Below are 12,637 nucleotides of genomic sequence, written 5' to 3' on the forward strand. Positions count from 1 at the left end.
GCGCCGGTGGCCGACCGGGCAAGGGGAGGTCACTGGTAGGTCTTGGCGGTTTCCTCCGCGAGCTTCTGGCCCTTGTCCAGAGCCTTGTCCACGCTCGTCTTGCCGGCGATGGCAGCGGAGATCTCCTGTGTCACCTTGGTGCCGAGATCCTGGAACTCGGGGACGGCCACGAACTGGACGCCCACCGTGGGCCGCGGCTGCACACCGGGGTCGGTCGGGTTCGCCTGCTCGATGGACTTCAGGGTGATGTCACCGAAGGCCGAGGCCGCCTTCTGGTACTCGGGAAGCTCATAGGTGCTGGCCCGCTTCCCGGCGGGAACGCGCGACCAGCCGAGCTTCTCGCCGACGAGCTTCTCGTAGTCCTTGCCGGACGCCCAGAGCATGAACTTCGAGGCGGCGTCGGCCTTCTTGGTGGTCTTCGGCATCGCCCACGCCCAGGTCCACAGCCAGCCGGAGCTGTCCGTCTTGTCCACCGGTGCGTACGCGTAGCCGACCTTTCCGGCGATCTTGCTGGACTTGGGGTCCTCCAGCGATCCGGCCGCGCTGGTCGCGTCGTACCACATCGCGACCTTGCCCTGGCTCAGCGCGTTCAGGCACTCGGTGAACCCGGCCTGCGGGGCACCCACCTCACCGTGCTTCCTGACCAGGTCGACGTAGAAGTTCGTCGCCTTCTTGAACTCCGCGCTGTTGACCTGTGCCTTCCAGTCCTTGGTGAACCAGGTGCCGCCGAAGGTGTTGACCACGGTCGTCAGCGGCGCACCGAGCTCTCCCCAGCCGGCGAGGCCGCGCAGACAGATGCCCTTCATCCCCGGGCGGGCGCCGTCGACCTTGGCTGCGATGTCGGCGACCTGCTGCCAAGTGGGCTTCTCGGGAACGGTGATGCCCTTCTCCGCCATCACCTCCTTGTTGTACATGAGCATGGAGGACTCGCCGTAGAACGGCAGGGCGTAGAGCTTGCCGTCGTCTCCGGACAGCGACTGAACCATGGGCTTGAGCAGGTCGGCCTCGTCGAAGGCGGAGTCCTTCCCGGCGTAGGAGCTCAGCTCGTGCAGCCAGTCGTTCTTGTGCCAGATGGGCACTTCGTAGGCGCCGATGGTGGCCACGTCGTACTGGCCGGCCTGGGTGGCGATGTCCTGGGTGACTTTGTCGCGCAGCTCGTTCTCGGGAAGGATCGTGAAGTTCACCTTGATACCGGTGTCCTTCGTGAAGGTGTCCTTCGTGAGCTTCGCGATGTCCTCCATCTGCGGGTTGCCGACCATGAGTACGTTGATGCTCTCGCCCCCGCCTCCGGAACTCGACCCGCCGGCCCCGCTGCACGCGGCCAGCATCGAGCCTGCGGCCACGGCGGCGAGCACAGCGCGAGTGCTTCTCCCGGCGTGGGTGATCTTTCGGATGGTCATGGCTGACTCCAGAGGTGTTCGAGGGCATGGGAGGCCCAGGCCCGGTCGAGCGAGTGCGTGGTGAGTTGGAGAAGGACGCAGGTCAAACGCGGATGACCTGCGGCCCCAGGAGGAAGTAGCGATGGGCTTCGGATGCAGGAAGCCCGGTGTCGGTGACGATCGCCTCGATGTCTGCGATCTCGGCGAAACGACAGAAGCTGGTCGCTCCGAACTTGTTGTGGACGCCCGAGAAGACCCGGCGTCGGGAAGCAGCCATGACCTGCGCCTTTACATCGCTCACAGCGGGGTCCGGAGTGGTGAGTCCCCATTGGCGGGAGATGCCGTTTGCGCCGACGTATGCCAGGTCGATGACGAGGCCGGACAGCATGTGGGTCGCCCAGTGATCGACTGTCGCGAGCGTGGCGCTTCGTACGCGACCACCGAGCAGCAGCACGGTGATGCTCTCCACGGCGGTCAGGGTGCCGGCCGCGGCGAGGGAGGAGGTGATCACGGTCAGCGGACGGTCGCGAGGCAGAGCCGCGGCGATGAGCTGTGGGGTGTAGCCCTCGTCGATGTACACCGTCTCCGCGTCACCGAGCAGTTCCACGGCGGCGGCGGCGATCCGCGACTTCTCCCTGACCTGACTGGTGGTGCGGTAGGAGAGCGTCGTCTCGAAGCCGGCGCTCTCGACGGGGTAGGCGCCGCCGTGGGTTCGCCGCACCAGCCCGTGAGCATCCAGCAGGTTCAGGTCACGCCGCACGGTTTCCTTGGAGATACCCAGTTCGGCGGCGGTCTTGCCCACGTCCACGGAGCCGACACGACGCGTGGCCTCCAGGATGGCGCGTCGGCGTTCTTCGGCGTCCACGGCGACACCTCCACTCCGCGATTCCGACCCGACACACGGCCCGGCCGTTTTGGTCTGGCGCATTTGCGCCTTCACAGAACCCGGCCCGTTCGGGTTCATGCGGACTATTTATAAGCACGCACAGCCTCATGAACAGGCAAAACGTCACGAGTTCCATGACCGGATGTGACCGCTTTGTGTGAGGTATTTCCGCAGACAGGGGCCTTCTTCGGCCAATAACAGAGCAAGATCCCCACCCGAGTCGGCTCGGAACGTGCCCGTTTACTGCCTGCTGCCCGACTGAGGGGGAGCCGATGACGGTCATCGTCGTGCGGGGGCGCGGAAGCGCACAGGACGGGACGGCGGCAGCGGCCGTCCGCGCATCTCATCGGTAACGCCGAACCGGTACCGCACATCTCCGTGGGACACCCAGGCACAAGACGATCACCAAGGGCAGCCCGGCCGATCACCGCCTGGAACGGCGACGTGGACTGGCGGAGCACCTGTCTCGGGCTTCGAGCGGGGTCGTCAGAATCAGAAGACGGAACGACAGGGACAGTGGGCGGGAAGAGCGTCTCATCAGGCGTGTCCCGCGTACCTACGCCCTGCGGCCGCACCCTCGACGGAGGGATCAACGCCACCCGGGCAGCGGCCCGATGAAAACAGGGCTGCCGTGCCCCGACGTCATGGGCACGGCAGTGCTTCCTGCGTGGGTCAGGCGAGGGTCACCTCGACCGGCAGTTTTTTGATGCCGTTGACGAAGTTGGAGCGCACTCGGGGGACGTCGCCGGCCAGTTTGATGTCGGCGATCCTCGGGATCAGCTCCTCGAACATGATGCGGATCTCGGTGCGGGCGAGGAGGTTGCCCAGGCAGAGGTGGGGGCTGCCCTTGCCGAAGGTGACGTGGTCGTTGTCGGTGCGGGCGACGTCAAGGTCGTAGGGATTGTCGAAGACGTCCTCGTCGCGGTTGCCGGAGGCGAACCACATGACGACCTTGTCGCCCTCCTTGACCTGCTTGCCGCCGAGTTCGACATCGCGGGTGGCGGTGCGGCGGAAGTGATACACGGGGGAGGCCCAGCGCAGGAACTCCTCGACCGCGGTGGGAATCAGGGAGGGGTCGTCCTTGAGCCTGGCCAGCTGCTCGGGGTGCTGGAGCAGGGCCAGCATCGAGTGGGAGATGGTGTGGCGGGTGGTCTCGTTGCCGGCCACGACCAGGAGCAGGAAGTAGTTGTCGAAGTCCTGTGCGGACAGCGGGACTCCGTCGCGCGGGGTCGTGTTGACCAGCTTCGACACCAGGTCCGTGCCGTCGCCGCCGCGCCGCTGCCGGGCCAGCTCCCGGCCGTACTCGAAGACTTCGAGGGAGGCGGGGGAACGGAAGGGCAGGTCGCGGTACTGCTCGCTCTCCGCGCTGTTCAGCAGGACGTCCGCGTAGTCGGGGTCGGTGTTGCCGATGATGCGGTTGCCCCAGTCGATGAGCCGCTGGTTGTCCTCCGGCGGTACGTCGAGCAGGCGTGCCAGCACGTTGATGGGGAAGTCGGCGGAGACGTCGGCCACGAAGTCGAAGGTGCCCTTGGCGAGGGCCGCGTCCAGGGTCTTCGCGGTCAGGCCGCGCAGGAAGTCGCCGTAGCTGTTGATGACGGCCGCGCCGAACTGTCGCTGGATCACGCTGCGCATCGCGCGGTGGCGGACGCCGTCCAGCTCCAGGATGGAGGCGCGTTTCTTGATCTGGTCCTCGTCGACCTCTTCGAGGTTGACGAATTTCGTGGAGGTGAAGGTCTCCGCGTCGCGGTCGACTCGCGCGATGTCCGCGTGCCGGGTCACCGCCCAGAAGCCGGAGTTGGGGGCCTCCTCCGGCTGCCAGTGGACGGGGTCCTGGTGGCGCAGGGTGTGGAACATCCGCCACGGGGTGACGCCGTCGGCGAAGTTGTCGAGGTCGGCGAGGTCGACCCGGTCGAGCGGCATGGGCTCGTCGAGGGCGGCGCGCAGTTCGGCACGGGTGGTGGGGACGGCGCGGGCGGTGGGGCTGGTCATGGTGGTGGATCTCCTGGGCGGGGTGACGAGGGGCGGAGGCCTTTCGGCGGGGTTACAGGTGGTAGGCGTACTCGGTGAACTCCCAGTCCGTGACGTGCCGTTGGAAGCGTTCGACCTCGTTCCGCTTGTAGGTGAGGAAGGAGGTGGTGAAGTCCTTGCCGAGGATGTCGGTCAGGGCGGTGTCGGCCTCCAGCGCGTCGAGCGCGGTCGGCAGGCTCGCGGGCAGCAGGGCGGACCTGGCGGTGTCGTAGCCGTAGCCCTCCAGCGGGGCGGGCGGCTCCTCGCCCTCCTGGATGCCGAGCAGGGCGGCGGCGATCGTGCCCGCGATCAGCAGGTAGGGGTTGGCGCTGGCGTCGCCGAGACGGAGTTCGAGGCGGGCGCCGCTGCCGCGCTCGGGCGGGATGCGGACCATGGCGCTGCGGTTGTCGAGCCCCCAGTCGATCAGCCAGGGCGCGAGGGTGTCCGGTCCGAAGCGCTTGTACGAGTTCACGGTCGGGTTGGCCAGTGCGGCGAGCGCGGGTGCGTGGGCGAGGATGCCCGCGGCGGCGTGGCGGGCGGTGGCCGAGAGGCCGTACGCGCCGGAGGCGTCGTCGAAGGCGTTGTGCCCCTCGGTGTCGCTGCACGACAGGTGGAGGTGGAACCCGGAGCCGCCCGCGTCGCCGAACGGCTTGGCCATGAAGGTGGCCAGGTTGCCTTCCTTGCGGGCCAGTTCCTTGACGGCCGCCTTGAAGCGGAAGGCGCGGTCGGCGGCGTCCAGGGCCTCCGAGTGGGTGAGGTTGATCTCGTACTGGCCGCCGTCGAACTCGTGGTTGCCGGTGATGACGCCGAGGCCCAGGTCGCGTAGCTGCCGCAGGGTCCGCAGCAGGTGGTTGTCCGGGTCGGCGCGCAGGCCGGCGGTGTAGACGGCGCCGACGGCCTCCGGGGAGCGGCGCCATCCGGTGGGCGTGCCGGGCGCGGGCTCCAGGAGGAAGTACTCCAGCTCGGGGCCGACGACGGGGCGGAGTCCCTGCTCGGAACACCGGGCCAGGACGCCGCGCAGCAGGTCGCGCGGTGACTCGGGGGCGGGACCCCCGGTCGCCGGGTCGGTGACCTCGCCGAGACAGGTGGCGACGCCGGGCTCCCAGGGCAAGGGGGTCGCGGTGGACAGATCGGGGCGTACGCACACGTCCGGCAGACCGGCGTCCAGACCGCCCGCGACCGGGACCACGTCCCCTTGAGGCGAGGTGTGGTAGACGGCGCGGCAGAAGGCCAGGCCGTGCTCGGACGCCGACGGCAGGTGCTCCAGCAGGACGTCCCGGGCACGGTCGGTGCCGATGAGGTCGGGGTAGATCACCCGGACCACGTCGACGCCCTCGGCGGCGAGCCGCTCCATGTGCCGGCGGATGTCCGGGGTGTCGGATGCGCTCACCAGTGTCTCCTTGGCGGCTGGGTGGGGACATCCCCCGTGCCTCGGGGCTCTGGGGATGGGGGGTGTGCAGAGAACGGAATCCGGGGTGCGGGTTCAGGAGGGCAGACCCCGGTACTACTCGTTTGGTCCCGAACGGTATGGAGCGAAGTCGTCGTCCCGCAAGAGGTTGGTCGAGAAAATTTATCCACCTGGACAGGTATTGACCAGAGAGGAGTGGCTTCCTATGTTGTTTGAAGCCAAACGAGTCAGGGGTGCGGCTCTTTCGCACCCCTTTGGCCGAGGGGCCCGGCCACATCCGGGCCGGGTCCCTCTTCAGCCCCACCTTGCTCCGATCCCTGCTCCGACGCCCTCACCCTCAGGAGGACCGCCATGAAGGTCGTCGTCGACATGAACAAGTGCCAGGACCACGGCCAGTGCGTCTTCGCGGCACCCGACGTCTTCTCCATGGACGGCGACGGACACCTGGCGTACGTCTCCGGCCCCGACGAGGCGCTGCGCGACGAGGTCGAGGAGGCCGCGGACGTGTGTCCGCTGCAGGCCATCCGGATCGAGGTCTGAGTCCCCATGGCCACAACCAGGACCGGACGCGTGGTCGTCGTGGGCGCTTCGATGGGCGGCCTGCGCGCCGCCGAGCAGCTCCGCGCGGCGGGCTGGACGGGCGCGATCACGGTCGTCGGCGACGAGCCCCACATGCCCTACAACCGGCCTCCGCTGTCGAAAGAAGTGCTGGCAGGGAAGGCGCCGTTCGAGTCGCTGGCCTTCACGCCGAAGGCGGCCGCCGCCGATGTGGGGTGGCGGCTCGGCACGAAGGTCGTCGCGGCCCGCCTGGACGAGCGGACCGTCGAGTTCGACGACGGCGAGGTCATTCGCTACGACGGACTCGTCGTCGCCACCGGAATGCGCCCCCGGCGGCTGCGCTGCCCGGGCCCGCTCCACGGCCGGCACACCGTCCGTACCCTCGCCGACGCCCATGGCCTGCGGGACGAACTGACCCGGCCGGACGCCCGAGTGGTCGTCGTCGGAGCGGGATTCATCGGCTGCGAGGTCGCCGCCACCGCCGTGGGACTCGGTGTCCGCGAGGTGACCGTCGTCGATCCGCTGCCGCTGCCCATGGTCGGCCCGCTCGGCGAACTGCTCGGACGCGCGCTGCTCAGGCGTCACGAAGAGCGTGGGGTGCGCTTCGCGCTCGGCGCGGGAGTCGCCGGGTTCGCGGGCGAGGACCGGGTGACCGGGGTCGTCCTCGACGACGGCACGGTCCTGCCGGCCGATGTGGTCGTGGAGTCGGTGGGCTCGGTCGCCAACGTCGAGTGGCTGCGGGGCAACGGGCTCGACCTGTCCGACGGTGTGCTCACGGACGGTCGGCTGCGGATCGGTGGACGCCCGGAGGCCGTCGCGGTCGGCGATGTCGCCCGCTTTCCCAACGCCCGCTACGACGGCGTACCCCGCCGCGTCGAGCACTGGTCCATCCCGACGGACACCGCCAAGCATGCCGCGAAGGTGCTTGTGGCCCATCTCGCCGGTGCGGACGGCGAGATGGCTCCATTCGCGCCCCTGCCCACCTTCTGGAGCGACCAGCACGAGTTCCGGCTGCAGTCCTTCGGGGCGCCGGTCCTCGGCAAGGACGACGTCCGTGTCCTGGACGGTGACCCGGAGGGCGATGTCCTGGTCGGCTACCACGCCGGTGGCCGGTTGGTCGGCGTCGTCGCGCTCGGCGGCCAGGCCGCCGCGATGGGCGCCGCCCGTTATCGCGCCCAATTGCTCAAGTCGCCCGCCCTCACCGTGTAAGGAAGCCCGTCATGTCTCCTGTCCGTGGTTACTTCCACCCCAAGACGGCGAGCGGTGTCTCGTCGCTGATTCCCTCCCCGCCGTGGCGCTACTCGGGTGACCTGCTCACCGTCGAATACCGCACCGATCCCGCCCGTGTACGCGAACTGCTGCCCGAGCCACTGGAGTTGGCGGACGAGGACCCCGGTGCGGTCGCCTTGATCTGGGCCGACTGGCAGTCCTGCTCGACCTCCGGGGACGAACTGCTGGACCCGGTGCTCTCCCAGTACAAGGAGGCCTTCGCGGTCGTCCGCTGCAAGTACAGGGGGCAGACCTACACCCGGTGCGTGTACATCTGGGTCGACAAGGACTTCGCCATCGCCCGCGGCCTGCACCAGGGGTATCCGAAGAAGCTCGGATCGATTCACCAGACACGGCCTCATCCGTACGGTCCCGCTCCGCGGATCGAGGCGGGGGCGCGCTTCGGGGCGACCCTCGCCGCGGCGGACCGGCGGTTGGCCCAGGCCGTGGTGACCCTGCGGGAGCCGTCCGGGACGAACGGCTTCGTCAACAGCCACCCCATGGCCCACCACCGATGGCTGCCGTCGATCGAGAAGGGCAAGGGCCTGGCACTCGACGAGCTGATCGAGTCCGGTGCGTCCTCCTTCGAGGGCGGGCAGGCGTGGGTCGGCGACGCCGAGTTGGAGATCTTCGAGGCGCCCACCGAGGAGCTGGCCCGTCTGGAGATCCGTGAACCGATCGCCGCGTACTACCGCCAAGTTGGCGTTGTTTGGGATGGCGGGCGGCTGTTGGAGTCGGGGACGTCCGGAGCGTCTGCCGGGTGAGGTAGTGGGCGGGTGCGGGCGTGTCGTGGCTTGTCGCGCCCCGCGGCGGAGCCGCAAATGTCACAGCCCCGTGCCCCTGAAAGCAGGTCGGTTCGCCCCAACTTCTTTGATCGGAGCCTTTCTCGTGGCTGACAAAATCGTCGTCGCCGGTGTTTCCGTCGACACCCGGCATTGGATTGGCGGGCAACGCGTCGCATCCGCCGCCACCTTCACCGACAACTCACCCATCGACGGCCGTCCCCTTGGTGAAATCGCGCGCGGCGGACCCGCCGAAGCCTCCGCCGCCATTGCCGCCGCGAAGGCGGCCTTCCCCGCCTGGGCCGCTACCTCCCGCACCGAACGGGCCCGCATCCTCCACGCCGTAGCCGACGGAGTCGAGAAGCGGATCGAGGAGCTGGCGATCGTCGAGACCAACGACAACGGCGCGCTGCTGCGCTCGCACCGTCGGGGTGTGATGCCCCGTGTCGCCCACAACTTCCGCTTCTTCGCCGACTGGCTGCTGAAACTGGAGCACGAGGACTTCGAGACCCGCGGTCACACGAATCATGTGAGCTGGGACCCGGCGGGCCCTTCCGTGCTGATCACCCCGTGGAACGCGCCCCTGATGCTGGCCACCTGGAAGGTCGCCCCCGCCCTGGCGGCCGGCAACACGGTCGTCCTCAAGCCCGCCGAGTGGTCCCCGCTGACCGCCTCCCTGCTCGCCGACATCGCGGCCGAGGCCGGGCTTCCCGCCGGCGTCCTCAACGTTGTCCAGGGCTACGGCTCGGAGATCGGCGACGCCCTCACCTCGCACCCGGACGTACGGCGGATCAGCTTCACCGGATCGGTGCCGACGGCCCGGCGCATCGCCGGGTCGGCGGCCGCGAACCTCACCCCGCTCAGCCTCGAACTGGGCGGCAAGTCACCGCTGTTGGTCTTCGCCGACGCCGACCTCGATCTCGCCGTGGACCTCGCTGTCGAGCAGTACGACAACGCCGGGCAGGTGTGCCTCGCCGCCACCCGCATCCTCGTCGAGGAGCCGGTCGCCGAGGAGTTCACGCGCCGGTTCGTCGAGAAGGCCGCGACGCTCACACAGGGCGACCCGCGCCACGAGAGCACCGACATCGGGCCCAATATCCACCCCCGCCAGCTGGAGAAGATCGACGCCTTCGTGCAGCGGGCGCTCGCGGCCGGAGCCCGTGCGGTCATCGGCGGACACCGCGAGGACACCCAGTACTACGCACCGACCCTGCTCACCGATGTCGCCCAGGACTCGGAGATCGTGCAGGAGGAGGTCTTCGGCCCGGTCCTGACCCTGCAGACCTTCAGCACCGACGAGGAAGCCGTCCGTCTCGCCAACGACACCCGCTTCGGTCTGGCCGCCACCCTCGCCACCGGCGACCCCGAGCGCGCCGAACGCGTCACCGCACAGCTCGTCGCGGGCACGGTCTGGGTCAACTGCTTCTTCGTACGCGACCTTCAGGCACCTTTCGGTGGCTCCCGCCACTCCGGCGTGGGCCGCGAGGGCGGCACCTGGAGCTTCGACTTCTACTGCGACGTCAAGAACACGGTCACCGCACCGAACGGATGGAAGAACCATGGGTGAGATCGTCGGGGCGGGCCTCCTCGCCCATGTCCCCACCATCGTGCTCCCGGAGGAGGACCGGCTGGAACTCAACGAGGGCAAGGAGATCACCCTCGTCACCGGGCTCCGGCAACTCCGCCAGGACGTCTTCGAACGTGACGATTACGACACCGTGGTCGTCCTCGACTCGCACTGGGCGACGACGGTCGAGTTCGTCGTGACCGCCCAGCAGCGCCGGGCCGGCCTGTTCACCTCCGAAGAGCTGCCGCGCGGCATGTGCCGGATGCCGTACGACTTTCCCGGCGACCCCGAACTCGCCCGCAACATAGAGAAGTTCGCAGACAAGCACGGCACCTGGATCACCGCGATCGACGACGACTACCTGCCGATCTACTACGCCACCACCAACCTATGGAAGTTCCTGGGGGAGGGGCTGCCCGACAAGCGGTGGGTGACCATCGGGGTCTGCCAGACCGGCGACATGGAGGACCACCTGCGCCTCGGCCGAGCCCTCGCGGACGGCATCGCCGCGACCCCCGGGCGCCGCGTACTGGTCATCGCCTCCGGCGCCCTTTCCCACACCTTCTGGCCGCTGCGTGAACTGCGCGACCACGAGGCCGGCGACCCGGTGCACATCTTCACCCCGGAAGCGCGGGAGGCGGACCACGAGCGCATCGCCTGGTTCAAGGACGGCCGCCACGACAAGGTCCTCGACACCATGCCGGAGTTCTGGAAGTACAAGCCCGAGGCGAAGTTCTTCCACTACCTGATGATGGCCGGCGCCCTGGGCGAGCGGGCGTGCATCGCCAAGGCCCGCCAGTACGGGGAGTACGAGAACTCGATCGGCACCGGTCAGGTGCATCTGTGGTTCGACCGTCCGGCCGACGGCTGGACCGGCACCGGCCTGCCCGCAGACCCGTCCCCGCGCAACCCTCACAGTCGCGTCTAGTCGTATCCAGGAGCCCTGTCATGCCCGAGTACCGCCGCATCCTCCTCGACGGCGCCGCCGTCCAGGTCACCGTCGAGGGTGACGAACTCGTCGCCGGAGACGGCCGCCGCGTGAAGACCGAGGAGGCGCAGCACCTGCCCCCGGTCGTGCCCTCCAAGGTGATCGCCGTGCACCTCAACCACCGCAGCCGCGTGGAGGAGTTCGGGATCCGGCTCACCCCGACGCCCACGTACTTCCACAAGCCGACCTCCTCTCTCAACTCCCACAAGGGTGCGATCGTCCGCCCCGAGGGCTGCAAGTGGCTCAACTACGAGGGCGAGGTCGCCATCGTCATCGGCAGGACCGCGCGCAACATCTCCCAGGCCGAGGCGGGGGAGTACATCGCGGGCTACACCGTCGCCAACGACTACGGCCTGCACGACTTCCGGGACACCGACGCCGGTTCGATGCTCCGCGTGAAGGGCTCCGACACGCTGTGCCCGCTCGGCCCCGGCCTGGTCACCGACTGGGACTTCCACGGCAAGTACCTGCGGACGTACGTCAACGGCGAGGTGGTGCAGGACGGTTCGACCGACGAGATGGAGTGGGACATGCACTACCTTGTCGCCGACATCGCCCGCACGATCACTCTCCACCCGGGCGATGTGCTGCTCTCCGGCACGCCCGCCAACTCCCGGCCCGTCCAGCCGGGCGATGTCGTCGAGGTCGAGGTCGAGGGCCTCGGACGGCTGATGAACCACATCGTCACCGGGCCGACCCCCATCCGTACCGACGTCGGTGCCCAGCCCACGGAGTCCGAGGAGGTGCTGTCCACCGCGCTCGGCGGCGACTGGGAGTTCCGCGGCATCAGGTCGCCCAGGCGCTGATGCCGTCCACGAGACGGCCCCGCACCGGGACCGGCCAAGGCCAAGGCCAAGGTCAAGGTCAAGGTCAAGGCGGCCCCCGGTGCGGGCTGTCCGCACCCCGTCCCCGACCGGTCCGACGGGCCGCTCCGGCGCATGCCTGGCCGTGAAAGCGGCCGGGTAGGGTCGCAGCCATGACCGAATCCGCCGAGACTCCTGATGGCCGCGAGCCGCGCCGGCGCATGAACTACGGGGAGGGCCGGGAGGCTCTGCTCAACGCCGCCGTACGGGTCGTGGCGCAGGGCGGACTGCGCAAGCTCACCTACCGGGCGGTCGCGCAGGAGGCGGGGACCACCCACGGCCTCGTGGTCCACCACTTCGGCTCCCGTGACGCGCTGATCGAGGAGGCGCTCGCACACGCGATCCGCACCTCGCTGAACACCAGCGCTCTGGAGCCGGGCACCGGCAAGGTCGCGGACTTCTCGGTGGGGGTGTCCGACATGGTCACCGCCGATCCGGACATACAGGCCTTCCAGTACGAGCTGCTGCTGGAGTCCCGGCGCCGCCCCGAGCTGCTGCCGCACCTGCGCGCGCTGTACGACGAGTACTTCGACGCCAGTGGGCGTGAGCTGGCCCGCATGCTGCCCGACGGCGCCGGCCGCCCGCTGACCCGGCTCGTCTTCGCGGCCCTGGACGGTCTTGTGCTGCACCAGCTCGTCTTCGGCGAGCCCGAGACCACCGATGCCGCGATCGAGGAACTGCGCACCCTGCTCCGGCTGCTCGTCGCCGCCGGGCACGGCACTCCGGGAGACGACGTCTGACCCGCTGACCTGAGCGTTCCGTGGCCCTGGACGTCCGTCGTCCGGGGGCACTGGCGTTGCGCGGCGGTTACGGCCCCGTAAGGAACCGGGAGGTGCCCGGGAATCTCTGCGCGGCCCCTTGTCAAACGGATAGTTCCACCCCACTATGAGGCAACTCGTTTGGCCTGAAACGATTCCCTCTTCTCCCTGG

11 protein-coding genes and 1 pseudogene are annotated in these 12,637 nt (G+C 68.9%); 7 read left to right on the forward strand and 5 right to left on the reverse strand.

The annotated features are described in order from the left end of the window. Window positions 1-29: 29 nt before the first annotated feature. The 5 genes and pseudogenes from JEQ17_RS41580 to JEQ17_RS41595 all read right to left on the reverse strand — a co-directional run bounded on the left by JEQ17_RS41580 (window position 30) and on the right by JEQ17_RS41595 (window position 5,662). Window positions 30-1,400 (reverse strand): ABC transporter substrate-binding protein, encoded by a 1,371-nt coding sequence (locus JEQ17_RS41580; RefSeq protein ID WP_200400079.1) that lies wholly within the window; start codon window positions 1,398-1,400, stop codon window positions 30-32. Window positions 1,401-1,482: 82 nt separating this feature from the next. Continuing rightward, entirely contained in the window at window positions 1,483-2,244 is a 762-nt protein-coding gene (locus tag JEQ17_RS41585; RefSeq protein WP_234048562.1) for a DeoR/GlpR family DNA-binding transcription regulator, read from the reverse strand. Window positions 2,245-2,762: 518 nt separating this feature from the next. After that, window positions 2,763-2,864 (reverse strand): annotated as a pseudogene (locus JEQ17_RS50945) (IS5/IS1182 family transposase); the annotation flags it as partial. Window positions 2,865-2,937: 73 nt separating this feature from the next. Beyond that, window positions 2,938-4,254 carry a cytochrome P450 gene (locus JEQ17_RS41590; RefSeq protein ID WP_407700122.1) on the reverse strand — a complete coding sequence of 439 codons (1,317 nt, stop codon included), beginning with the start codon at window positions 4,252-4,254 and terminating at the stop codon, window positions 2,938-2,940. Window positions 4,255-4,306: 52 nt separating this feature from the next. Beyond that, window positions 4,307-5,662 carry a glutamine synthetase family protein gene (locus JEQ17_RS41595; protein ID WP_200400081.1) on the reverse strand — a complete coding sequence of 452 codons (1,356 nt, stop codon included), beginning with the start codon at window positions 5,660-5,662 and terminating at the stop codon, window positions 4,307-4,309. A gap of 369 nt (window positions 5,663-6,031) precedes the next feature. Between JEQ17_RS41595 and JEQ17_RS41600 the strand changes: the two genes are divergently transcribed. The 7 genes from JEQ17_RS41600 to JEQ17_RS41630 all read left to right on the forward strand — a co-directional run bounded on the left by JEQ17_RS41600 (window position 6,032) and on the right by JEQ17_RS41630 (window position 12,447). Continuing rightward, the gene (locus JEQ17_RS41600; protein WP_200400082.1) at window positions 6,032-6,220 is read left to right on the forward strand and encodes a ferredoxin; all 189 of its coding nucleotides are present in this window, start codon (window positions 6,032-6,034) and stop codon (window positions 6,218-6,220) included. 6 nt (window positions 6,221-6,226) lie between these two features. Next, complete coding sequence (locus JEQ17_RS41605; protein ID WP_200400083.1) at window positions 6,227-7,447, forward strand: NAD(P)/FAD-dependent oxidoreductase; 1,221 nt, start codon at window positions 6,227-6,229, stop codon at window positions 7,445-7,447. Window positions 7,448-7,458: 11 nt separating this feature from the next. Then, window positions 7,459-8,271 carry an acetoacetate decarboxylase family protein gene (locus JEQ17_RS41610; RefSeq protein ID WP_200400084.1) on the forward strand — a complete coding sequence of 271 codons (813 nt, stop codon included), beginning with the start codon at window positions 7,459-7,461 and terminating at the stop codon, window positions 8,269-8,271. 124 nt (window positions 8,272-8,395) lie between these two features. Then, on the forward strand, window positions 8,396-9,856 hold the full coding sequence (locus tag JEQ17_RS41615; protein ID WP_200400085.1) for an aldehyde dehydrogenase: 1,461 nt from the start codon (window positions 8,396-8,398) through the stop codon (window positions 9,854-9,856). Beyond that, window positions 9,849-10,784, forward strand: coding sequence for a 3,4-dihydroxyphenylacetate 2,3-dioxygenase (locus JEQ17_RS41620; protein WP_200400086.1), 936 nt, complete (start codon window positions 9,849-9,851; stop codon window positions 10,782-10,784). Before JEQ17_RS41615 ends, JEQ17_RS41620 begins: the two co-directional genes overlap by 8 nt. 20 nt (window positions 10,785-10,804) lie before the next feature. Further along, complete coding sequence (locus tag JEQ17_RS41625; RefSeq protein ID WP_200400087.1) at window positions 10,805-11,650, forward strand: fumarylacetoacetate hydrolase family protein; 846 nt, start codon at window positions 10,805-10,807, stop codon at window positions 11,648-11,650. Between the two features lie 170 nt (window positions 11,651-11,820). Beyond that, on the forward strand, window positions 11,821-12,447 hold the full coding sequence (locus JEQ17_RS41630; RefSeq protein WP_200400088.1) for a TetR/AcrR family transcriptional regulator: 627 nt from the start codon (window positions 11,821-11,823) through the stop codon (window positions 12,445-12,447). Window positions 12,448-12,637: the final 190 nt, after the last annotated feature.

This window comes from Streptomyces liliifuscus (genome assembly GCF_016598615.1).
In the GTDB taxonomy this organism is placed as follows: Bacteria; Actinomycetota; Actinomycetes; order Streptomycetales; family Streptomycetaceae; genus Streptomyces; species Streptomyces liliifuscus.

Excerpts from the sequence above, each read along its gene's own strand:
- JEQ17_RS41580 (WP_200400079.1), bottom strand. The coding sequence starts at position 1,400 with ATGACCATCCGAAAGATCACCCACGCCGGGAGAAGCACTCGCGCTGTG.
- JEQ17_RS41590 (WP_407700122.1), bottom strand. The coding sequence starts at position 4,254 with ATGACCAGCCCCACCGCCCGCGCCGTCCCCACCACCCGTGCCGAACTG.
- JEQ17_RS41600 (WP_200400082.1), top strand. The coding sequence starts at position 6,032 with ATGAAGGTCGTCGTCGACATGAACAAGTGCCAGGACCACGGCCAGTGC.
- JEQ17_RS41605 (WP_200400083.1), top strand. The coding sequence starts at position 6,227 with ATGGCCACAACCAGGACCGGACGCGTGGTCGTCGTGGGCGCTTCGATG.
- JEQ17_RS41610 (WP_200400084.1), top strand. The coding sequence starts at position 7,459 with ATGTCTCCTGTCCGTGGTTACTTCCACCCCAAGACGGCGAGCGGTGTC.
- JEQ17_RS41620 (WP_200400086.1), top strand. The coding sequence starts at position 9,849 with ATGGGTGAGATCGTCGGGGCGGGCCTCCTCGCCCATGTCCCCACCATC.
- JEQ17_RS41625 (WP_200400087.1), top strand. The coding sequence starts at position 10,805 with ATGCCCGAGTACCGCCGCATCCTCCTCGACGGCGCCGCCGTCCAGGTC.
- JEQ17_RS41630 (WP_200400088.1), top strand. The coding sequence starts at position 11,821 with ATGACCGAATCCGCCGAGACTCCTGATGGCCGCGAGCCGCGCCGGCGC.